This is a genomic window from Geothrix alkalitolerans (assembly GCF_022808885.1).
GTDB classification, from domain to species: domain Bacteria; phylum Acidobacteriota; class Holophagae; order Holophagales; family Holophagaceae; genus Geothrix; species Geothrix alkalitolerans.
Window position 1 is genome coordinate 125,947 of the sequence record NZ_JAKZLE010000004.1, and the last position, 21,398, is coordinate 147,344.

20 protein-coding genes are annotated in these 21,398 nt (G+C 68.6%); 8 read left to right on the forward strand and 12 right to left on the reverse strand.

Annotated features, from left to right (window positions below):
* The 3 genes from MLJ35_RS09800 (at nucleotide 1) to MLJ35_RS09810 (ending at nucleotide 1,869) form a co-directional block, all read left to right on the forward strand.
* Nucleotides 1-522 (forward strand): tetratricopeptide repeat protein, encoded by a 522-nt coding sequence (locus MLJ35_RS09800; RefSeq protein WP_243317210.1) that lies wholly within the window; start codon nucleotides 1-3, stop codon nucleotides 520-522.
* Nucleotides 523-560: 38 nt separating this feature from the next.
* The gene (locus tag MLJ35_RS09805; protein WP_243384202.1) at nucleotides 561-1,370 is read left to right on the forward strand and encodes an MqnA/MqnD/SBP family protein; all 810 of its coding nucleotides are present in this window, start codon (nucleotides 561-563) and stop codon (nucleotides 1,368-1,370) included.
* A 64-nt stretch (nucleotides 1,371-1,434) separates the two neighbouring features.
* Nucleotides 1,435-1,869, forward strand: a complete 435-nt coding sequence (locus MLJ35_RS09810; protein ID WP_243384203.1) for an AtaL-like protein — start codon at nucleotides 1,435-1,437, stop codon at nucleotides 1,867-1,869.
* A gap of 9 nt (nucleotides 1,870-1,878) precedes the next feature.
* Here MLJ35_RS09810 and MLJ35_RS09815 read toward each other — a convergent pair whose 3' ends face one another.
* Nucleotides 1,879-2,970 carry a S1C family serine protease gene (locus MLJ35_RS09815; protein ID WP_243384204.1) on the reverse strand — a complete coding sequence of 364 codons (1,092 nt, stop codon included), beginning with the start codon at nucleotides 2,968-2,970 and terminating at the stop codon, nucleotides 1,879-1,881.
* A gap of 192 nt (nucleotides 2,971-3,162) precedes the next feature.
* Between MLJ35_RS09815 and MLJ35_RS09820 the strand changes: the two genes are divergently transcribed.
* Nucleotides 3,163-3,624, forward strand: coding sequence for an Hsp20/alpha crystallin family protein (locus tag MLJ35_RS09820; protein ID WP_243324867.1), 462 nt, complete (start codon nucleotides 3,163-3,165; stop codon nucleotides 3,622-3,624).
* A 158-nt stretch (nucleotides 3,625-3,782) separates the two neighbouring features.
* Here MLJ35_RS09820 and MLJ35_RS09825 read toward each other — a convergent pair whose 3' ends face one another.
* The 6 genes from MLJ35_RS09825 to MLJ35_RS09850 form a co-directional block, all read right to left on the reverse strand.
* The gene (locus tag MLJ35_RS09825; protein WP_243384205.1) at nucleotides 3,783-4,982 is read right to left on the reverse strand and encodes an FG-GAP repeat domain-containing protein; all 1,200 of its coding nucleotides are present in this window, start codon (nucleotides 4,980-4,982) and stop codon (nucleotides 3,783-3,785) included.
* 100 nt (nucleotides 4,983-5,082) lie between these two features.
* Nucleotides 5,083-6,441, reverse strand: coding sequence for an acyclic terpene utilization AtuA family protein (locus MLJ35_RS09830; protein WP_243384206.1), 1,359 nt, complete (start codon nucleotides 6,439-6,441; stop codon nucleotides 5,083-5,085).
* Nucleotides 6,442-6,508: 67 nt separating this feature from the next.
* On the reverse strand, nucleotides 6,509-7,114 hold the full coding sequence (locus MLJ35_RS09835) for a YiiX family permuted papain-like enzyme (protein ID WP_243384207.1): 606 nt from the start codon (nucleotides 7,112-7,114) through the stop codon (nucleotides 6,509-6,511).
* 252 nt (nucleotides 7,115-7,366) lie between these two features.
* A complete protein-coding gene (locus MLJ35_RS09840; RefSeq protein WP_243384208.1) occupies nucleotides 7,367-8,590 on the reverse strand; it encodes an ABC transporter permease in 1,224 nt (407 codons plus the stop codon).
* On the reverse strand, nucleotides 8,590-9,837 hold the full coding sequence (locus MLJ35_RS09845) for an efflux RND transporter periplasmic adaptor subunit (RefSeq protein WP_243384209.1): 1,248 nt from the start codon (nucleotides 9,835-9,837) through the stop codon (nucleotides 8,590-8,592). The genes MLJ35_RS09840 and MLJ35_RS09845 overlap by 1 nt, the downstream gene beginning before the upstream one ends.
* Nucleotides 9,838-10,578: a YIP1 family protein gene (locus MLJ35_RS09850; RefSeq protein WP_243384210.1), complete on the reverse strand. Its 741-nt coding sequence runs from the start codon at nucleotides 10,576-10,578 to the stop codon at nucleotides 9,838-9,840.
* Nucleotides 10,579-10,792: 214 nt separating this feature from the next.
* On the opposite strand from MLJ35_RS09850, the gene rocD reads away from it, so the two are divergent.
* Nucleotides 10,793-12,001, forward strand: coding sequence for an ornithine--oxo-acid transaminase (rocD, locus tag MLJ35_RS09855; RefSeq protein WP_243384211.1), 1,209 nt, complete (start codon nucleotides 10,793-10,795; stop codon nucleotides 11,999-12,001).
* Between the two features lie 84 nt (nucleotides 12,002-12,085).
* On the opposite strand, the gene MLJ35_RS09860 is transcribed toward rocD, so the two are convergent.
* Nucleotides 12,086-13,930 carry a hypothetical protein gene (locus MLJ35_RS09860; RefSeq protein ID WP_243384212.1) on the reverse strand — a complete coding sequence of 615 codons (1,845 nt, stop codon included), beginning with the start codon at nucleotides 13,928-13,930 and terminating at the stop codon, nucleotides 12,086-12,088.
* 431 nt (nucleotides 13,931-14,361) lie between these two features.
* On the opposite strand from MLJ35_RS09860, the gene MLJ35_RS09865 reads away from it, so the two are divergent.
* Nucleotides 14,362-15,996: an acyl-CoA synthetase gene (locus MLJ35_RS09865; protein WP_243384213.1), complete on the forward strand. Its 1,635-nt coding sequence runs from the start codon at nucleotides 14,362-14,364 to the stop codon at nucleotides 15,994-15,996.
* Nucleotides 15,997-15,999: 3 nt separating this feature from the next.
* On the opposite strand, the gene MLJ35_RS09870 is transcribed toward MLJ35_RS09865, so the two are convergent.
* From MLJ35_RS09870 to MLJ35_RS09880, 3 genes are all read right to left on the reverse strand, one after another.
* Nucleotides 16,000-17,223, reverse strand: coding sequence for an ABC transporter permease (locus MLJ35_RS09870; protein ID WP_243384214.1), 1,224 nt, complete (start codon nucleotides 17,221-17,223; stop codon nucleotides 16,000-16,002).
* Nucleotides 17,224-17,265: 42 nt separating this feature from the next.
* The gene (locus tag MLJ35_RS09875; RefSeq protein WP_243384215.1) at nucleotides 17,266-18,456 is read right to left on the reverse strand and encodes an MDR family MFS transporter; all 1,191 of its coding nucleotides are present in this window, start codon (nucleotides 18,454-18,456) and stop codon (nucleotides 17,266-17,268) included.
* 108 nt (nucleotides 18,457-18,564) lie between these two features.
* Entirely contained in the window at nucleotides 18,565-19,407 is an 843-nt protein-coding gene (locus MLJ35_RS09880) for a sulfurtransferase (RefSeq protein WP_243384216.1), read from the reverse strand.
* Between the two features lie 61 nt (nucleotides 19,408-19,468).
* Between MLJ35_RS09880 and MLJ35_RS09885 the strand changes: the two genes are divergently transcribed.
* Nucleotides 19,469-20,014 (forward strand): TlpA family protein disulfide reductase, encoded by a 546-nt coding sequence (locus MLJ35_RS09885; protein WP_243384217.1) that lies wholly within the window; start codon nucleotides 19,469-19,471, stop codon nucleotides 20,012-20,014.
* 63 nt (nucleotides 20,015-20,077) lie between these two features.
* On the opposite strand, the gene MLJ35_RS09890 is transcribed toward MLJ35_RS09885, so the two are convergent.
* Nucleotides 20,078-20,728, reverse strand: coding sequence for an HAD family hydrolase (locus MLJ35_RS09890; protein ID WP_243384218.1), 651 nt, complete (start codon nucleotides 20,726-20,728; stop codon nucleotides 20,078-20,080).
* Nucleotides 20,729-20,736: 8 nt separating this feature from the next.
* Here MLJ35_RS09890 and MLJ35_RS09895 point away from each other — a divergent pair, with 8 nt between their 5' ends.
* Nucleotides 20,737-21,351, forward strand: coding sequence for a hypothetical protein (locus MLJ35_RS09895; RefSeq protein ID WP_243384219.1), 615 nt, complete (start codon nucleotides 20,737-20,739; stop codon nucleotides 21,349-21,351).
* The last annotated feature ends 47 nt before the right edge of the window (nucleotides 21,352-21,398 follow it).

The following is a 21,398-nucleotide window of genomic DNA, read 5'->3' on the forward strand; positions in this document are numbered from 1 at the left end:
ATGAGCGACGAGCAGGAACGCCAGGACAAGCGGCAGGAGGCCATGGAGTGGGTGGGCAAGGCCTACCAGCTCCAGATGAAGGGGGAGATCCAGAAGGCGCTCGCCCTCTACACGAAGTCCATCGAGATCTGTCCCACGGCCGAGGCCTACACCTTCCGGGGCTGGACGAGGTCCTTCGAGAAGGACTACGCCTCGGCCATTGAGGACTGCCACCGGGCCATCGACCTGGACCCCGAGTTCGGGAACCCCTACAACGACATCGGTGCCTATTACGTGGAGCAGGGGGAACCCGACGAGGCCATCCCCTGGCTGCGCATGGCCCTGAAGGCCAAGCGCTACGAGAGCTACTGCTTCCCCCACTTCAACCTGGGACGGGTGTACGAGGCCAAGGGTCAGCTGGACAAGGCCCTGGAGCACTACCGGAAGGCCCTGGAGGAGAACCCCCGCTACACCCTGGCCGCCAAGGCCGTGGAGCGGGTGAAGGGCAAGCTGGCGCCGAAGGATCCGGAGACCATCGGCTGAGGGGGCCGATGTATGGTGAACTGGATGCCGGAGACGCCATGAAGTTCACCATCGCCCACAGCCCGGATTCCGACGATGCCTACATGATGGCTCCCCTGGCCCTGGGGTGGCTGGATCCGGAAGACTTCGAGATCACCTTCGTCCGCAAGGACATCGAGACGCTCAATGCCGAGGCGACGGAGAGCCGCTACGACGTCACGGCCATCAGCTTCGGCGCCTACCCGGAGCTCCTGGGCCGCTACGACCTGCTGACGGCCGGCTCCAGCATCCAGGAGGGCACGGGACCTCTGGTGGTGAGCGGGAAGCCCATGGATCCCGCAGGGCTGAAGGGGCTCACCATCGCCATTCCGGGCCGGCGCACCAGCGCCTACCTGGCCATGCGGATCTGGTGCAAGTCCCTGGGCTTCGAACCCAAGGTCGAGCTGGTACCCTTCGACCAGATCCTGCCCGCCGTGGCCGAGGGCCGCTTCCAGGCGGGCCTGCTCATCCACGAGAGCCAGCTGATGTACCACGACGCCGGCTTGCGCCTGGTGGTGGATCTGGGGGCCTGGTGGAAGCACGCTTACGACCTGCCCCTGCCCATGGGCGGCAACGCCATCCGGCGCGACCTGCCTGCGGAGGTGAAGCAGCGCTTCGCCGTGCTCATGCGCAGGAGCGTCGAGATGGCCCGCGCGCGCCACTGGGAGAGCGTGGACTACAGCCAGTCCTTCGGCCGCGGCATGGACCGCGAGATGATTGGCCGCTACGTGAACGCCTGGGTCAACGACTTCACCGTCGATCCCGGACCCCGGGGCCGCGAGGCCGTGGAGAAGCTGCTGGGTCTCGAGCCCGTGTGGATCCAGGGCTGAGATCCGGCAGGCCCTGGCACGGGAAGACCGGTGGGCGTAGCCTGGGGTCCCTTCCGGGGATGCCATGCCCAGGTACCGGGTCACCAGCCGCGTTGACGCCTCGCCCGAGACCGTGTGGGCGGTCCTCCTGGACAAGATGGAGCATCCCCAGCGCTACATCGAGGATGCGCTGGACGCCGAGATCCTGGAGCGGGGTGTCTCGGGGGTGGTGCGGCAGCTGGTGCTGCCCGGAGGCGTGGCCTTCCGGGAGCGCATCACCGCGGATTCCCGCAGGCGGACCGTCACCTTCACCTTGCTGGACCACCCGGTCTACGACGGGACGGTGGTGAACGAGCTCCAGGTCTCGCCGGGGGGCGAGGTGGAGCTGGCCTTCGAGCTCGACTGGACGGCCCGCCCGGGCTGTGTGGACGATCGGGATCCCGAGGAGCCATTGGCCCTCATCCGCAGCTCGGTGATGCACACCAAGCGGATCGCCGAGGCGCTTGAGAACGGCCGCTGAAGACGCCAGCTACCGCGCCGCCTCCAGTCGGATGGGCACGCGCATCCGCCGGCCTTCGCGCTGGATGTCCAGCTGGGCGGAGCCGCCCAGGGGCAGGGCCTCGACGGCGTCCAGCAGGGAATCCCAGTCCTCGACGGCCTTGCCGTTCACGGCCTGGATGAGGTCGCCGGGAAGGACCCGGCGGCCCTCGGCGCCCACGCCCTGGAGGCCGGCCCGGGCGGCGGGCCCGCCGCGGTAGACCTTCCCCACCATCACGCCCTTCTGGGGGCCGAAGGCGCGTTCCACGAGGCGGGGTGCCACGGGCTCGAAGCCCAGGTCCGCCCGCTCCAGCTTCCCGCGGGCGATGAGTTGCGGGACGACGCGGTTCACGGTATCCACGGGCACTGCGAAGCCGATGCCAGCGCTGGCGCCGCTGGGGCTCTGGATGGCCGTGTTCACGCCCACGAGCCGGCCAGCGCTGTCCAGCAGCGGCCCGCCGCTGTTGCCTGGGTTGATGGCGGCGTCGGTCTGGATGACGCCGGAGATGCGGCGCTGGGTGACGCTCTGGATCTCCCGGCCCAGGGCCGACACCACGCCGGTAGTCAGCGTCTGGTCCAGGCCGAAGGGGTTGCCGATGGCGAGCACGGCCTGGCCCACCTGGAGGTCGGCGCTGGTGCCCAGGGGAATGGGCCGCAGCTTGGGCGGGGTCTTCGTCATGAGGAGCACGGCCAGATCCTTGTCCGGGGCGCCTCCCACGTAGGCGGCCTCGTGGCGGCTGCCGTCCGCCAGCGTGATGAAGGCCCGGGCCGCGCCCTGGATCACGTGGAAGTTCGTCACCACATGCCCTTCGGCATCCCAGATGAAGCCCGTGCCGGATCCTGCGGGAACCTCCACCACCTCGAGCCCGAAGAAGTCCCGGGCCCGCTCCTCGGTGGTGGTGATGTAGACGACGCTGGGCGCCGCCTCCTTGAACCGCTGGACCTGGATCTTCTCCCACTCGTAGAGGGCCCCCCGCGCCTCCACAGGCCGGGGCTTGGAGAGGCTGGGCGTGAGGGCGTGCCCGCACCAACCGGCGAGCAGGCCCGCGGACAGCAAGCCGAGGATGAGGGCGTTCCGGCGCATGGGACCTCCAGGGCGGAACCCAATCTATCCACTTCCGCGTGCAGGTCAACCCTTTGTAATCGAGTGTTTATGATTTTTCAGGCCAAACGCTTGACACGTGATTAATATGCACTAAGATTTTATTCGGTAACGCCATCATGGCCTGCGTCTCAGGCACATGGACCGGCGGATCCACGTTCATAGGAGGAACTCATGACCATCCTTCGCACCCGCAACCCCCAGGCGCTGCCGGCTACGGCCGCCTCTCTGGAACCCTTCCGCTTCATGCGGGACTTCATGCGCTGGGACCCGCTCCGGGACTACGACCTCGGCGCCCCGGCCGCCGCTTTCATGCCGAGCTTCGACGTGAAGGAAACCCCGGATGCCTACCAGTTCAAGGCGGACCTGCCCGGCATCCTCGAAGCGGACCTGGAGATCAGCCTCGAAGGCACCCGCCTCACCGTCGCCGGCAAGCGTGATGAGGAGGCCGTGAAGGAAGGGGAGCGCATCCATCTCGCCGAACGCAGCCACGGCCGCTTCAGCCGCACGTTCACCCTCCCGGAGGACGTGGAGGGCGAGAAGGTGGTGGCCGAGCTCCGCAACGGCGTGCTCACCCTCATGGTGCCGAAGCGTCCCGAGGTGCGGCCCCGCAAGATCAGCGTCCACCTCGGGTGATGCTGTCCGGGGGTTCTCCTCGCAACGCGAGCGTTGCGAGGATCTGAGGTCGCGCTGGCGCGCACACCCCCGGGCCCCCGCGCACAGGCCCGGCAGGGCCGGGCCTGTGCTTTCCTTACACGACAAAATAAGGCCCCGGTTTCCGGGGCCTTATCGTGTCAGTTGTAGAAGAACTGCGGGGGACCGAAGGTCCCGGGAGCGGCCGCGTTGTTGAAGCGCACCACGATGTCGCCGTCCGCCAGCACCAGGTCCGGGAGACCGTCCCCGTTCATGTCGCCGAGGGCCACGCCCATGGGGCCCCAGGCGCCCCGGTAGTTCGTGGGCGTCAGCAGGGCCCCGGCGGTCGCCGGATCCTGCAGGAAGGCGGAGACACTGCCGGGGTCGCCCGGCAGCCCGGCGTTGGCCACCACCACGTCCACCTTGCCGTCCCCGTTGAGGTCGCCCACGGTCAGGGCGGCGGAGCGGTAGCCGGTGGCGTAGTGGACGGGCGCCTGGAAGGTGCCGGCCGTCGCTCCCTGCAGCAGGACGCTCAGGCCCTGGGTGTCCGGGCTGGTGGCGGCGCCCCAGTTGGCGGTGAGCAGGTCCAGCTTGCCATCGCCGTCCAGGTCCGCCGCCTTGATGGCCACAGGCTGGACGCCGGTGGCGTAGTCCACAGCGCTCTGGGCGACGAAGGTCGGGGAGAACTGGATCTGGCAAAGGACAGATACGGTGTTCGCGGCCGTGGCGATGGCGATGTCCGACCGGCCGTCGCCATCCAGATCTGCCACGGTGACCGCCTGGGGATCGCCGCCCACGGGGAAGGTGACGGGGGCGAGGAAGGTCCCCGAGGTGGACCCCTGCAGGAAGACCATGACGTTGTTGGCGCCGCTGGCCGCCACTGCGATGTCCATCCTGCCGTCGCCGTCCAGGTCACCCACCGCCACGTCCAGAGGCGTGCGGCCAGGCGTGGCGAGCAGGACGGCGGGCAGGAAGAACCCGGGTTTGGCGGGATCGGCGAGCCGCACGCTCACGGTCTGGTCCGTCGCATTGGCCACCACGAGATCGGGCCGGCCGTCCCCGTCCACGTCCGTCACCACCAGGTTGGCCGGCTCGGTGCCGACGCCGAAGCGGGTGGGGAGGACAAAGGTGCCAGCGGGCCCCTGGAGGCGGGTCGACACATAGCCCTGGGTGGGCACGCCGCCCAGGTCTGTGGAGACCAGGCCGAGGATGTCGGGCTGCCCATTGGCATCGATGTCCGCCACGGCGATGGCATTCACCAGGTAGCCGGACGAGGGGCCTCCGTTGGAGTCGGATCCCGAGCAGCCCATAAGGGCGAGCAGGCCGAGAGAGCCGAGGAGGAAGGAGGGGAGTAGGCGCATGGCGGCTCCGTGAACCTGTGGGAACAAAGATGTGCGATGAACCACGGACTTGCAAGAAGGCTGGAGAATGGACCCCGGGAGAGGTCCCGCGGTTGAGCCCTCAGACCGCCTCGACGCTCACCTTCCACTGAACCAGCTCCCGGGGCAGCAGGGCCGGCCAGTAGGCCACGATCTCCTGGGCCTTGGGCCGGCCCCCGGCGAAGCCGGTGACGCCCGCGGGGCCGGCGGTGACCAGGGGTGCGATCTCGCGGCCGAAGCGCTCCACTTTTTTCCGATCCAGGTCCTTTACGCTCAGGCGCAGGACGATCTCGGCAGGATCCTCCGGGGCGGGGGCGATGCCCGCGTGGACCGTGCTCGCGCCCAGGAACTCCGCGTCCGTGTGCTCGTAGACGAAGCCCGCCGCCTCCAGGCGCTTCCAGACGATGTCGGCGCAGAGCCGGGCCTTCTCCAGGGCGCGGGGGCCGCACAGGGTCAGCTGGCCCGAGGCCTTGTAGCCCTTGAGGTAGGCGCCGCTCACCTTGAGAAAGGGCGTGCGGGGCTTGCCGGTCACGCCGAAGACGCGCACCCGGTCCGGACCAGCCTGCTCCAGGCGGATGCTGGTGAAGTCCGCCACCACATCCGGCGTGATGTAGTTCTGGGGATCGCCCATCTCGTAGACCAGCTGCTCGCTGACGGTGTCCACGGTGACCATGCCCCCGGTTCCCGCGTGCTTGGTGATGACGAAGGTGCCGTCCTCCGAGACCTCGGCGATGGGGTATCCCACGTTCCAGAGCTCGGGCACCTCCCACCAGCGGGTGAAGTTCCCGCCGGTGCTCTGGGCCCCGCACTCCAGGATGTGGCCGGCCACGGTGCCCGCGGCGAGGCGGTTCCAGTCGTCGGCGGACCACCCGAACTCATGGATGAGGGGCGCCAGGGTGAGGCCGGGGTCCGTGCAGCGGCCCGTGAGCACGATGTCCGCGCCGGTGTCGAGGGCCTCCACCATGGCTTGCGTCTGGAGGTAGACGTTGGCGCTGAGGATCTCCCGGGGGGCGTCGAAGAGGCCCTCGCCCGTGTCCATGTTGGCCAGCTTCAGCCCCTGGGCCCGGAACTCAGGGAGCCGCGCCAGCACGTCGTCGCCGGTGACCGTGGCGATCTTCACGCCCTTCACGCCGAGCTTCCGCGCCACCTCCAGCACCGCTGCGCGGCAGGCCTCGGGGTTCACGCCGCCGGCGTTGGCCACCACGCGGATGCCCTTGGCCTTGAGCTGGGGCAGCACCCGCTTCATGAGGTCCACGAAATCCGTGGCGTAGCCCAGCTGCGGGTCCTTCCGTCGCTGCTTCTGCATGATGGAGAGGGTCACTTCCGCGAGGTAGTCCAGCGTGAGGTAGTCGATCTCCCCCGCCTCCACCAGCCGCACCGGGGCGTCGATGCTGTCCCCCCAGAAACCCTGCCCATTGGCAATGCGCACAACCTTCGACATATGGAACTCCGATCGAGACGGACCTCCAGTCTAGCGGCCGGGACGGATCGGCCAAGGGGCGGACGGCTCACCGGGTGGCCACGGTCTCCAGATCCGGACACTCGGACATGCGCTGGGGGGAGATCACGGGCTCATCCAACGGGGGTTGGCCCTTGTAGCGCTCCCGGAGCTTGGCGCGCACCGCCGGGTGTGACAGATCGAACTCGCGTAGCGTCTGAAGGGCACCCAGCTCGATGCCCGCACCATCCCGGTAGATCTTCCAGACCAGCTCGGAACAGTAGAGCCGATTATCCGACCACTCGAAGGTCAGGTCATAGGGATGGCCGAGGAAATGCGCGCCGACGGATCGCATCCGGCCCAGCACCTCGGGCGTCAGCCGCCGGTCGCGATCCTTCAGGCGCTTGACCACCACATGGCCCCCGACCCCCCGGTCGATCCACGCCTGGAGGGGCGTCCGCTTCACGGGCTGGACGGCCTCGTACACCAGCCACCGCCGCCCTTCCCGGAAGAGGATCCCCATGTGGCTGTACCGGGAATGGGTGGCCAGCTGGATGGCCCGGCTCTGCGAGGAACGGGAGGTCTGGAAGAGGATGTCCCCCTCGCGCAGCCCGGACGGGACCGCGCCTGCCAGGATCCATGGGAGCAGGAATAAGAGGACGGCCAGGGGTTTCACTCGTACCTCAGCGCCTCGATGGGACGGGGCCCCATCCGTGAGCCGAAGGCGAGCGGGAGGACACGCCGGGGGCGCGTCCGATCTGGGGGTTGTCGGCGGAGCCGCGGGATCCAGAGGCGCGGAGCTACTCATACCGGAGCGCCTCGATGGGACGGGGCCCCATCCGTGAGCCGAAGGCGAGCGGGAGGACACGCCGGGGGCGTGTCCGATCTGGGGGTTGTCGGCGGAGCCGCGGGATCCAGAGGCGCGGAGCTACTCATAGCGGAGCGCCTCGATGGGATCCAGCTTGCTGGCCTTGGCGGCGGGGTAGAGGCCGAAGAGGAGGCCGATGCCGGCGGGCACGGCCAGGGCGCTCACGAGGGCCCAGACGGGGACCGAACCCATGGTGCCCAGCAGGGCCTTGCCGATGGCGGCGCCCAGGATGAAGCCCAGGCCCACGCCGAGGGCGCCGCCGAGGATGCAGAGGAAGGCGGCCTCGATGAGGAACTGCAGCATCACGTCCCGGCGCTTGGCGCCCACGGCCTTGCGCACGCCGATCTCGCGGGTGCGCTCGGTGACGCTCACCAGCATGATGTTCATGATGCCGATGCCGCCCACCAGCAGGGCGATGGAGACCATGCCTCCGGCCACGGCGGTGATGGTGCCGGTGATGCCGCTGATGATGCCGGTGATTTGCTTGGGGCTGAAGACCTTGAAGCCGCTGGGCTCGGCGCCGCGCAGGCCCTTGATGCGGCGCAGGGACTCCTCCACCAGTTCCGCGCCGTCGTCGGCACTGAGGCGGGGATCCACCCGGGCCTGGAAGAAGAGCTGCCGCCGCTGGGCCTCCGTGAGCTGGGCCATGCCGGTGGTGAGGGGGATGAGGATGTTCTGGTCCGGGTCGTTGCCCAGCTGGGCGCCCTGCTCCTCCAGCACGCCGATGATCTCGAGGCTGAGGGTCGGTGTGCTGATGATCTTGCCCAGGGGGTTGCCCTTGAGGCCCAGCTTCTCGATGACCCGGGGGCCGATGATGGCCACCTTGTTGCCCAGGCGCAGGTCCGAGGGGACGAAGTTTCGGCCCGCCACGAGGGCGATGCTGTTCAGCTCCAGGTAGGTCTCGTCGGTCATGATCAGGTTGACGTTGGCGCTGCGGCCATCGGCCTTCACCTCGGTGCCGTTGAAGAAGAGAGGCGTCACCTGGGTGATCTGCGGCACGGAGCGGGCCAGCCGGCGCATCTCGTCCAGGGTCATGTCCTTGTTCTTGATCTTCGTGTACTCGGCGAAGGGCATGTCCATGGGGAAGACGGGGCGGATGAAGATGGTCTGGCTGCCGGCCCGCTCCACCTGCTTGAGCACGCTGGTCTTGAGGCCCTGGACGAGGCTCACCACCACGATGACCGCGGCCACGCCGATGATGATGCCCAGCGTCGTGAGCGCCGAGCGCAGCTTGTTGGCTTTGAGGGCCCGGATGGCGGCGGAGAGGGGTTCGCGGACGTCCATTATTTCTTCGTGTCCTTGGTCTTCGCCAGCTCGCTGTCGGACCTGACCCGCAGGCTCACGGAGGCCTTGTCCTTCAGCTCCTTCAGCTTGCGGATGGGGCCCGTGAGCACCTTGTCGCCCTCGGCCAGGCCCTCCTTCAGCTCGAAGAACTGGGTGTTGGCGATGCCCACCTGCACGGTACGCTCCTCGGCCTTCCCGTTCTTGAACACCATCACGATGTTGCGCGACGCCGGGGCCAGGAGGCCCTGTTTCTGGGCCTCCTCCAGGCTGCCTTCCCGCTCCAGTACGGCCTGGAGGGGCACGCGCAGGACGCCCTTGACCTCGTGGGTGAGGATGACGGCGCGGGCGCTCATGCCGGGCCGCAGGTTGTCCAGGTCTTCGCGGCGGCCCTGGAGCGCCACCTTCACCTTGTAGAGGTTGGCGTCGGTTCCCGTCTTCTCGGTGCCCGTGGCCACCTCGATGACCGAGCCCTGGAAGAGCTTGCCGGGCAGCGATTCCACCGTCACCTGGGCGGTCTGGCCCACCTTGGTGCGGACGACCTCGCTTTCGTTGACCTTGATCTCCGCCTGCATCTCGCTCATGTCGGAGATGATCATGAGCGTGGCGCCGGGCAGGTTGCTCATGCCGGGGATGGCCGTCTCGCCCTTCTCGGCCTTGAGGCTTGTGACGCGGCCCGTGATGGGGGCGCGCAGCGTGGCCTTGGACAGGCCGTCCTGCATGCCCTTCAGGTTGGCCTCGCTCTGGAGCACCGCGGCCCGGGCGCTGTTGTAGGAGAGGACAGCGCTCTCCTTCGCGAGCTTCTGCTGGCGGAAGTCCTCGTCGGACATGAGGCCGTCCCGTCGCAGGGCCTCGTAGCGGGGGAAGCTGTCCACGGAGCGCTTCATGGCGGCCTCCAGGCGGAAGGCGTCCTGGCGGGCGGCCTCCAGGCCGGCCTGGGCCTGGACCATGCCCTGCTTCAGGCGCTCCTGGTCGATGGTCACGAGCAGGTCGCCGGCCTTCACGTCCTGGCCGTCCTTCACGTGGATGGCCTTGATCTCCCCGGCCACGGACGTGCCGATGTTGATCTGGGTCTTGGCGCGGATTTCGCCGCTGGCACTGATGGTCTCGCGGATGTCTCCGCGGCCGATGGCGTCCCAGGAATAGGCGCTGTCCTCGTCCCGGGCGCCGCCGAAGGCGAGGCCCAGGACGATCAGGACCATGAGGGCGGCACCACCGCCGAGGAGGAGCTTGGTGTTCCTGGAGGCCATCTACTGGGCCCTCATCAGACCGAAGCCGAGGGAGAGGAGCAAGGGCAGCAGCACGCAGATCAGGGCGCCGGCGGTCTTCATGCGGACCAGGTAGCGGAGCGCCAGGAAGGCCAGGACCGCTTCGGCCAACCGGAACAGCTCCACATTGAAGAGGGCGGCCTGGAGGCGCAGGCTCTCGGGGCGCAGGAAGTAGCCCAGAGACGTCGGCGCGACCCGATCGGGCGTGAGGCCGCCGATGGGCCGCATCAGGCAGATCGCGGCGATGAGGAGCATGAGGGGCAGCTTCACCAGGCCGGGCACCACCGCGGCGCTGAAGGCCTGTAGGTAGGTGGGGCTCTCATCCTGGGGCATGGCCTTGCCCACCAGCCAGTAGAAGAGGCCCAGCACGGCCAGCACCGCGGGGGTGCCGAACAGGGCACCCAGGATGCCGAAGGGCATGATGAACTTCTTCTGCATCTCGATGATCGTGTCGATCTGGGCGGACTGGACCTGGGGGTTCCGCTCCAGGATGGGCCGCAGCATCTCGTCCACATCCACCTTCAGGCCCCAGATCACGGCCACCACCAGGCTGACGACGATGATGGCGCCCAGGGCCCAGCCCCAGCTGGGGGCCTTGTTGAGGCGCTGGAAGAGCTCCACGGGGGCCGTGAACACGCCGGCGATCTGATCGATCAGACCCGGCGCCTGGGGTCGGGGCGGCTCGGGCTGGGTGCCGTACAGGGAGGAGGGCTGCTCGGTCATGGGAGTCTCCGGGGCATGGCGGCAGGATAGAAGACCGCATTGTCCCACCTCTTCTTGCGATGGCTACAGGCCGCATCGACAGAAAGTGGGGCCGGGCCATTCCGGGAATGACACTTCGTCAAGGCGCTGCCGGAATCCTGGCGGGGCCGGGGGCGGGGATTAGAATGATTCCTTTCCATTCGAGCCTTTTTTCCGTTTCCCATCCGGAGGTCCCATGGCCACCCTCACCAAATCCGAAGCCCTGATCCAGCAGGAGAACCAGTTCGGCGCCCACAACTACCACCCGCTGGACGTGGTCTGCACCAAGGGCGAGGGCGTCTTCCTCACGGACGTGGACGGCAAGAAGTACATGGACTTCCTCGCCGCCTACTCCGCCGTGAACCAGGGCCACAACCACCCGAAGATCGGCGAGGCCATGATCGCCCAGGTGAAGACCCTGGCGCTGACCAGCCGCGCCTTCCGCAACGACCAGTTCCCGCCGCTGCTCGAGAAGCTCTGCAAGCTGACGGGCTTCCAGAAGGCCCTGATGATGAACAGCGGCGCCGAGGCGGTCGAGACGGCGCTGAAGGCCATGCGCAAGTGGGGCTACGACAAGAAGGGCATCGAGTACGGCAAGGCCGAGATCATCGTGGCCGACGGCAACTTCCACGGCCGCACCACCACCATCGTGGGCTTCAGCACCGATCCCGACAGCACCAGCCGCTTCGGCCCCTTCACGCCGGGCTTCGTCATCGTGCCCTACGGCGATCTGGAGGCGGTGAAGAAGGCCGTCAACAAGAACACCTGCGCCATCTTCATGGAGCCCATCCAGGGCGAGGGCGGCGTCATCATTCCGCCCAAGGGCTTCCTCAAGGGCCTGCGCGAGGTGGCGGACCAGAACAACCTGCTCCTGGTGCTGGACGAGATCCAGTCCGGCCTGGGCCGCACGGGCAAGCTCTTCGCCTTCGAGCACGAGGACATCCGCCCCGACGGCGTCACCATCGGCAAGGCCCTCAGCGGCGGCTACTACCCCGTGAGCGCCTTCCTGGCCAATGACGAGGTGATGGACGTCTTCACCCCCGGCATCCACGGCAGCACCTACGGCGGCAACCCCCTGGCCTGCGCCGTGGCCAGCGCCGCGCTGGATGTCCTGGTGGACGAGAAGCTCGTGGAGAAGACCGCCGAGCTGGGCAGGCACCTGGAATCCCGCCTCAAGGGTATGAAGACCGACAAGCTCAAGGAGGTCCGCGTCATCGGCCTCTGGGCTGGCGTGCAGCTCAAGCCCGAAGCCGGCGGCGCCCGCAAGTACTGCTACCTGCTCAAGGACCGTGGCATGCTCTGCAAGGACACCCACGTGGACACCATCCGCCTGGCGCCCCCCCTCGTCATCACGAAGGAGCAGATCGACTGGGCCGTGGACCAGCTCGAGGCCGTGCTGGCGTAGGCCTTTTTACGCGGATTCAAAGAGGGCCGGATCGAGCTGATCCGGCCCTTCTTGCGAGACAGCCCATTCGCAGGGGGCAGATGCCTACTGCTCCTCATAGAGGAGGTAGGGTTGGAGGAAGTAGTAGCCTGCGGATCCGCCCTTGCAGAGGACCTTCAGCTTGTTCTGGGTGGTGAAGGCGAGGGTCAGGGGGCCAGTCTGGTAGCCGATGGGGCAGAAGGTCCCACTGGTCCAGGTGCCGGCGGCATCGCGGAGGAAGAGCGAGTCGTTCAGGAAGACCGCGGCCCGGGAAGCGTCCGGCGAGGCCGCGAGCATGAAGGCGGCGCCCGAGTAGATCGACCCGTAGGTGCCCAGCTTCTGGCCGACGCTCCAGGTGCCGTCCGTCTCGCGCTCGAACCACCAGCACTCGGTGGTCGAGGCCGCGTTGGCGATCAGGGCCGCCAGGCCCAGGCGGCCATTGGGCAGGGCGACCATGTCCCCACTGGAGGTGCGATTCGACTGGAAGGCGATCGCCACGGTCTCGATGGTCCAATTGCCTCCGGCGCTGCGTGCCGCCACGCGACCCGCAATGGTTCCAGCCGTGGTGCTGCCCGCGAAGACGCGGACCAGCCCGGTGCCGTCGAGGGAGGCGGCCCAGGGCGCACTGCCTCCGGACGCAAGGCCGGTATCGGAGAAGACCCAGCTGCCCGACGCGTTGGTGAGGTGCTGATAGGTGGAACCCGCGGCGTAGATGAAGTGGAGGTTGTTCGAAGCGTCCATGAGGGCCACACCCATGCTGGGCGTGGTGGTGCTCCGGCCCGTAGGCTCGGAGGACCAGGCCGTTCCCTGTCGCCGGAGGTGCAGGAGGTCCCACTGGCCCGACACACTCGAGGAGGGGCGCCAGAGGAAGAAGTGTGGTTCCTGGCTGCCATCGAAGGCCGCGGCCGATGCGATCGAATCGCCACCTTGCGGCGTGAAGTTCGACGCGTAGGTGCCGTTCTCCACCTCGAACACCCGGGGCGGGCTCAGAAGCGTTTCCTGGGCGAGGCAGCGCCCGGAGGATGAGAGGGCGAAGATGTTGGCGGAGGGGAAGGACCAGCTGGTGATGCCGAAGGAGGTGCCAGGCACGGTCGGGGCAGGGGCGTAGCTCCAGGCTTTGGAGACGCCGGACTGGCCATCCTTGAAGGCCTTCACGCGGATGGAGAGGTAGCCTGCGGGAAGACCGGCAGCCGTGTAGGTGGTGGCGTCCCCTGCCAAGGTGGCGAGGGTCGAGTAGCTGTCGAGGTAGGTGCTGTCGAGCCCCGTCTTGAAGAGGACGGCCATCTGGTCCGCGGGCGCGCCGGACTTGCTCCAGGTCAGGGTGAGGGTGCCGCCCGAGGGCACCACGGAGGCGATCACGGGCGGGATGATCGGCACGATCAGGCCGTTGGACCAGGCCGGGTCGCTGGCCGCGGTGCCGCAGAGGTTGGTCACCGTGTAGGTGGTGCTGCTTCCCTCGACCGGGGCCATGTCCCGCCAGAACGTGGATCCCGGTGAGAGGGTGGCCACGGTCGTGGTTCCGCTGCCGCTGACGATCCGGTCGATGCGAACGCCAGTGGAGGTGAGGGCGTTCCGGGTCCAGGTGAGCTCGACCTTGTTCGCGATGGTCCCATCCGCCGCCTGATCCTGTCCCGCCCAGGCGTTGACATTCCCGGGGGCACGGACCCACATGCGGAAAGAGGCCACATTGGAGTAGGCGGTGCGATCCGAGCCGCTGATGCCGCAGACCCGGAAGTTGATCTGGCCATCGTCCGGATAGGACGAGGTTGAGATGAATGAATCGGAATTGGCACCCGAGACGGTCTTGAGGACCGTGAAGGAACCGCCTCCCACGCTCTGCTCGATCTGATAGCTGTCCGCGCCCTGGGCTGGGCGGATCCACGAGAGATAGAGGGTCTGGCGATCTCCCATGTCGGTGATGGAGGCATTTGTGGGGCCTGGGGCCTGAGAGGATCCCCCTCCTCCTCCACCACATCCCATCAGGACAGTCATGGCCAGGACGGCACAGAAGGTTCTCAGAACTGGAATCACATAGCCTCGCTGGGATTGGGAGCCTTCGAGCATATCATCACGAGGCACGATGGGACTCCGGCCCAGCAGGCGAGAACCGAGGGATCGGGAACCGTGTCGGCGGGCGCCGGTTGCAAGGGGCTCTGGGGCAGGTTCAATCGTCGGCAGCCAGGAAAGCCAAGTGATGATGAGACTCTTTCCGCGTGAGTGACGGCGTATCCAGAGAGGAGCAACGGGCGACAAGGGATGGCGTTGTGAAGCCGTCTTTCCCAGAGGTAGGCTGGATCAGACCTTTCCACATCCCATCACCCATCTGCACCACGGAGGACGCCATGGGCCAGAGCCCCTTCGCCACGGGACTAGACGAAAATGCGGCCAACCACGTCCCCCTGTCCCCGCTCACCTTCATGGCCCGCGCCGCCATGGTCTTCCCGCGGAAGCTGGCCGTGATCCACGGGGATCGGACGCTCACCTGGTCCGAGACCTACGCCCGCTGCCGCCGACTGGCCTCGGCCCTGGCCCGCCGCGGCGTGAAGCCCGGCGATACGGTGGCCGCGATGCTCCCCAACGTGCCGGCCATGTTCGAGGCCCACTTCGGCGTGCCCATGGCCGGGGCGGTGCTCAACACGCTCAACACGCGCCTCGACGCGGAATCCATCGCCTTCATGCTCAGGCACGGTGCTGCCAAGGTGCTGCTGACGGACCGGGACTTCGCCCCGACCATCCGCCGCGCCCTGGAGCTGCTGGAGGGCCAGGAGATCCTCGTGGTGGACGTGGATGATCCGGCGGCCAAGGGCGACCTGCTGGGCAGCCTCGAGTACGAGCAGCTCATCCGGGAGGGCGATCCGGACTTCGAGTGGCAGCTGCCGGCGGACGAGTGGGACGCCATCTCCCTCAACTACACCTCGGGCACCACGGGGAACCCCAAGGGCGTGGTCTACCACCACCGGGGCGCCTACCTCAACGCCGTGGCCAACATCCTCAGCTGGAACATGCCGCCCCACTCGGTCTACCTGTGGACCCTGCCCATGTTCCACTGCAACGGCTGGTGCTTCCCCTGGACCGTGGCCGCCCTCTCAGGCGTCAACGTCTGCCTGCGGCAGGTGGAGCCGAAAACCATCTTCGAGCTGATCCAGCGCCACGGCGTCACCCACTTCTGCGGGGCTCCGGTGGTCCACGGCATGCTGATCAACTCCGCCCATCTCATCCCCGAAGGACTGGGGCATCCGGTGTCGGCGCTCATCGCCGGAGCCGCGCCGCCGGCGGCCATCATCGAGGGCATGGAGAAGCTGGGCGTGAGCATCACCCACGTCTACGGCCTCACCGAGACCTACGGCCCCGCCGCCGTCTGCGCGAAGCAGGAGGCCTGGGAGTCCCTGCCCATTGCGGAGCGCGCCCGGCTGAACGGGCGCCAGGGCATCCCCTACCTGATGGAGGAGGCCATGACGGTGATGGACCCGGCCACGATGACGCCGGTGCCCGCCGACGGCCAGACCATGGGCGAGATCATGTTCCGCGGCAACATCGTCATGAAGGGCTACCTCAAGAACCCCGCGGCCACGGAGGAGGCTTTCGCCGGCGGCTGGTTCCACACCGGGGACCTGGCGGTGCTGGAGCCCGACGGCTACGTGAAGATCAAGGACCGCAGCAAGGACATCATCATCTCGGGCGGGGAGAACATCTCCTCGCTGGAGGTGGAGGACGTGCTCTACCGCCACCCCGACGTACTGGTGGCCGCCATCGTGGCCAAGCCCGACCCCAAGTGGGGCGAAGTTCCCTGCGCCTTCGTGGAGCTGAAGGACGGCGCCACGGCGAAGGAGGGGGACATCATCGCCCACTGCCGGGCCCACCTGGCGCGCTTCAAGGTGCCGCCCATGGTGGTCTTCGGCCCCATCCCCAAGACCTCCACGGGCAAGATCCAGAAGTACGTCCTCCGGCAGCGGATGAAGTCGACGGACGCCCTCTAGGAGCTACTCATAGCGCAGCGCATCGATCACGTCCAGCCGGGCGGCTTTCAGCGCAGGCAGGAGGCCCGCCACGAGGCCGACCCCGCCGCTGAACGCCAGCCCCAGCAGGATGGCCCATCCCTCGGTGACTGCCGGGACCTGCAGGCGGGCCAGCAGGGCGATGGCCACGAAGGCGAGCGCGACGCCGAGGATTCCGCCAAGCCCCGCGAGGGCCACGGTCTCGGAGAGGAACTGCCAGAGGATGGCCCGTCTCGTGGCGCCCACGGCCCGGCGCATGCCGATCTCCCGGGTCCGCTCGGTCACGCTCACCAGCATGATGTTCGAGATGCCGATGCCTCCGACCACCAGGGAGATGCTCGCGGCGACCGCGAGTAGGGCCGTCAGGATGCTGGCCTGCCGCTCCATGGCCTGGACCATCTCGTCCTGCTTCCGGATGTTGAAGGGCGTCACCTGGCTGAGGGGCACCTTCAGGTGCTGCCGGAGCAGGGCGGTGATCTCCGCCTCGGCGAGGCCCGTCTCGCCTTCGTGCGCGCTGACCACGATCCGCTGGATGGTGGTCCGTCCCATGACCTTGCGCATCACCGTCGTGTAGGGGGCCACGACGAGGTCGTCCTGGTCGCCCCACATGCCCGCGCCCTTGCGCTCCAGCAGGCCGACGACCTGGAAGGGGAGCGTGCCGACACGGATGGTCTGCCCCAGCGGATCATCCCCGTACGGGAAGAGGGTGGCCTTGACGGTCTGGCCGATGACGCAGACCAGGGCCTGGCCCCTCACTTCGCCCTCGGTGAAGAAGCGTCCGGCCTCCAGTTCCCAGGCACGGATGGTCTGGAACTCGGGCCCGGTCCCCTGGACGTGGGTGATGAAGGTGGCGTTCTGGTAGATCACCGGACGCGTGGTCTGGACCTGGGGCGTCGCGGCCCGCACGCTGGAGTCCTGCAGCTCCGTCTGGATCAGCGCGGCATCGTCCTCCTTGAGGATCTCGCCGCTGCCCATGGCCTGCGGCCCATGGTGGGTGTGGGTGCCGGGGGCTCCCGGGAAGATGGTCAGCATGTTGGAGCCCATGTTCCGGATGATCGCGACAGAGGCCCGCTTGGAACCCTCGCCGATGCCGATCATCGCGATGACGGCGCCCACGCCGATGATGATTCCGAGCATGGTCAGGATGGCCCGGAGCTTGTTCCGCGCCGTGGCCACCAGGGCTTCCTTGAGCAATTCGAGAACCCCCATGGGCGCCTCCCGAATCCCGCTGCCTTCCCGCTGGAGACCATTCTAGCCGGTCGGTCCAGGCGCCTTCTGGGCCGCCGGCGTCCGGAACCTCGCCAGCATCAGGCCGGCGGCGAGGGAGACGCCGAAGGTGGCGATCCACAGGGCCCGCGGTCCGGCCTTGGCATAAGCCAGTACGCCCAGCCAGGGGCCCAGGGCCAGGCCGATGGCGAAGCAGAGCGAGAGCAGGCCCATGTACTCGCCTCGCCGGTCCGGCGGCGCCAGCGTGGCCACGGCGTCGCTCATGGCGGGGAAAAGGGTCATCTCGCCGAAGGTCCAGATCATCGTGGTGAGGATCAGCGTGGCGTGTCCCGTGGCCCATGCCGTGAGGCCGAAGCCGAAGGCGAGGAACAGCGAGCCCAGAAAGAGCTGCCGCCCGTGGGACCAGCGGGCCATGGCCAGGTTGAGGGCCACCTCCAGGGCCACGATGAGCAGCGTGTTCACCGTGAACAGCAGGCCGTAGAAGCGGCTGCCCAGGCCCAGGTCGCGCACCACCCAGAGCGGCAGCGTGCCCTCGATCTGGAAGAACACCATCAGCATGGGGATGAAGGGCAGCAGCAGGTAGGCCAGGCGGCGGTCCCGCCACGGACTCGCGCCCGGCGCATGCCCCTGGGGCGCGGCGGGACGCGGGGCCGCGGTGAACAGCAGGCCCAGCAGCACGGCGCCGGCCAGGGTGCTGAGGCCGTCGGTCCAGAACACCCAGGTGTAGCTGTGGTGGGCGATGACGCCGCCCAGCGCCGGACCCACGGCCATCCCCAGGTTCACGGAAAGCCGGTGCAGGGCGTAGACGGCCTTGCGCTGCTCCGGCGCGGCGAGGTCCGCCAGCAGGGCCATGGCGCTGGGCCAGAAGGCCTGAGTGAAGGCCGCCCAGAGGAAGATGAGCACGAAGAGGAGGGGGCGCGCACCCGCGAAAGGCAGCACCAGCATCAGCGCGCCGGAGATCCAGAGGCTGGCCTTCAGCACCCGGACGTGGCCCAGGCGATCCGCCAGCCGGCCCGCGAAGGGGCCCGCCGTCAGCGCGCCGGTGCCATAGACCATCATGCCGAAGGCCGCCTGCTCCGGCGTCCAGCGGCGGGCCTCCGTGAGGTAGAGCACCAGGAAGGGCAGGGCCATGGTGCCCAGCCGGTTCACCAGCGTGCTGGCGCAGACCAGCCACACTTCGCGGGGGAGGCCCCGGAGGCCTTTCCAAGGGTTCATGGATCTAAGGATCTCCACGAAGGGCACCAAGACATGAATCAAGAGCACGAAGGAGATTGGGGCAGCTGGAGCGGGTGGCGTCGGACTTTCTTCGCGGCCATGCCTCCTTTACTTCGTGCTCTTCGTGAGTCCGCTTTTCTCCCGGGGAGACCGGCACCACTCGCTCCAGCTCCCCACGTAGAGGGCGGCCCCGCGCAGACCCGCCACTTCCATGGCCAGCAGGTTGTGGCAGGCGGTGACGCCGCTGCCGCAGTGGATGGCCAGGCGGTCCGGCGACACGCCGCCCAGGGCCGCCTCGTACTGGACCCGCAGGGCCTCCGGAGACCTGAAGCGGCCGTCAGGTCCGAGGTTGTCGGCCCAGTAGAGGTTCACCGAGCCGGGGATGCGGCCGGGGACGGGATCGAGGGTTTCGTTCTCGCCGCGCCAGCGTTCGGGGGAGCGGGCGTCCATCAGCCTGCGGGAGGGATCGTGTCGGAGGGTTTCCACCGCCTCCGCATCCGCGAGGGGAAGGCGCCAGCGGTCCGCCGGATAGGGGGACCGAGGCGCGAGGGCAGCAGGTTCGGCCGTCAAGACCAGGCCGGCTCCCAGCGCCGCCTGGAGTCCCCCGTCGAGCACGGCGACCCGCTCATGGCCCAGCGCCCGCAGCATCCACCAGAGGCGGGCGGCGGCGTTGCTCCCGCCCGCGGCGTCGTAGGCCACCACCTCGGTGTCCGGTCCGATGCCCCATGCGCCGACCTGGGCGGCGAAGCGCGCCAGGGGCGGCAGGGGATGGCGCCCGCCCTGCGCGGGGTCGTGGCCTGGATCGCAGGCGGTGCTGAGGTGGCGGTTCAGGTCCGCGTGGAAGGCTCCAGGCAGGTGGCCGGAGGCGTAGTCGGCGGGATCCTGGCGGGCGTCCAGCAGGCGGATCGAGGCGAAGCGGTCGCGGAGGTCGGAAGCGGAGATCAGCGGCATCGAACCAGTATGAAGTCCCGGAGCGGGACATTAACCTGAAGACTTGCTGGCGGGAGTTCCCATGTCCGAGGCCTACGTTCCCGAATCGCGCTGGCGCATGGTCGCCGCGGTGGCCCTGGTGGGCGGCGGCCTGCTGCTGGCCGGGGTGATGGGCTTCAGGACCCTGCGCGGGGATGGCGCCACCGCGGGCGCGGATGTCAGCCGGGTGGCCTTCCTGGACCCCGAGGGAACGCGGCACACCGTGGCCGACTACAAGGGCAAGGTCGTGGTGGTGGACGTGTGGGCCACCTGGTGCCCGCCCTGCCGCAAGTCCCTGCCGGAAGTGGCGGAGCTCCAGAAGGCCGGTGGTGACCGCTACGTGGTGCTGCCCATCTCGGTGGACCGGAACGGCTGGGCCGACGTGACGCCCTTCCTCTCCAAAAATCCCCAGCTGGGGCTCAAGGCCTACGTGCCCGACGGAAGGGGGGGGCTGGAACCCCTGGGCGAGATCCGCGGCATACCCACCACCTTCATCATCGACCGCGAGGGCCGGGTGGTGAAGCGCTGGTCGGGCTATGGCGAAGGCATGGCCAAGCGGGCCCTGGACGAGGCGCTCCAGGGGCGGTGACGTGGCCCCCCGCTGGGCTGGGGAAGCCTCGCGCCCGCCCCGGGCCCAGTGAACCTCCGGACTTCAGGTCCTCATCTGCCCGGTCACGGACGCGATGACCTGCTCGGGCGCGGCATCCGGAGAAAGGCTGGTGTGGTTGCCCGGTACGGCGGGCCCCACGCCCAGGAAGGGCAGGCCCGCGGCCTGGGCGGCCGCCAGGTCATGGGGGCGGTCTCCCACGTAGAGGTGGGGGCCGGGGCAGTCCCGAAGGGCGCGCTTCAGCAGGTCCGCGCGGTCATGGCGGGGCAGGGAGCCCAGGCGGGGGATGGCCGGGTCGATGCCCAGGGCGTCGGCCTTGAAGGCCAGCAGGTCCGGGGCGTTGCCCGAGACCACCCAGACGGCGTGGCGCTCCGCCAGGCGGTGCAGGGCGGCGAGGATGCCGACATAGGCCACGGCCTCCCGTCCCCCTGGCGCGAAAACGGCCCGGAAGCGGGCCACGCAGGCGGTCTGGTAGGCCTCGTAGCCGGGTTCGTCCAGCCCCCGGCCGAAGCGCATCCGGTGGAGCTCGTCCACAATCTCCCAGTCGGTGGAGCCCGAGCAGCGGCCCAGGTCCTCCGCGCTGGGCGGCGCGCCCCAGAGATCGCCCAGGGCCTCCCTCAGCAGCACGAACCCGGAACTGAAGTGGCCCAGGGTTCCGTCGAGGTCGAAGCAGAGCGGCATGGCCCAGGATCGCATGAGATGGCATGCTCGAAGGTGAGGATGGTGGTTCCTTGATCCGATTGGCGCTCCTTCTGGCTCTCTCCCTTCCCGCGGCGGCACAGGAAGGGCTCCGGTACCGCATGCAGATGTGGCTGCGCGGCGAGGCCGCGCCGCTGGAGACGCGGTTCCGCCTCGTGGCCACCGAGGGCACCACCAGCCACAACCGCGTGAAGAAGCCCCGCATGGGCGGCTGGCGGCTGGAAGCAGACCGGAGCCAGGGAACCCCCTATTCCCAGGCCCTGCTGCTGGGGCGGGCTGAGCGGTTGCTGTACCTGGCGGGCCCTTCGCCGCAGACCCACGCGGAGCCCATCGCCCTGCGCTTCGGTGCCCGGAGCGTGCCGGTCTGGAGCCTGGAGATGCCCAAGGAGCTGCACGCCTCCACGGTCCTGGTGGAGGTGGCGCCGGGCCTGCTGGCCCTCTGCGATCTCAGCGCCCGCTTCGAGCAGGGCGACCTGGCCCGGATCGAGCTGCACCTGGAGAGCCTGGACGGTACCGGTTCCCTGGCGCCCGCCGAGGCCGGGACCGTGCTGCTCAGCACCCTGAGGAGCTGGGCCCAGGAGGCCCGCCAGGACCCGGAGGACGGCAGCACGGTCCGCTGACCGGGTGGGCGCATCCCACTGAGGGTCGTGGTCTTCGGCATCCGATC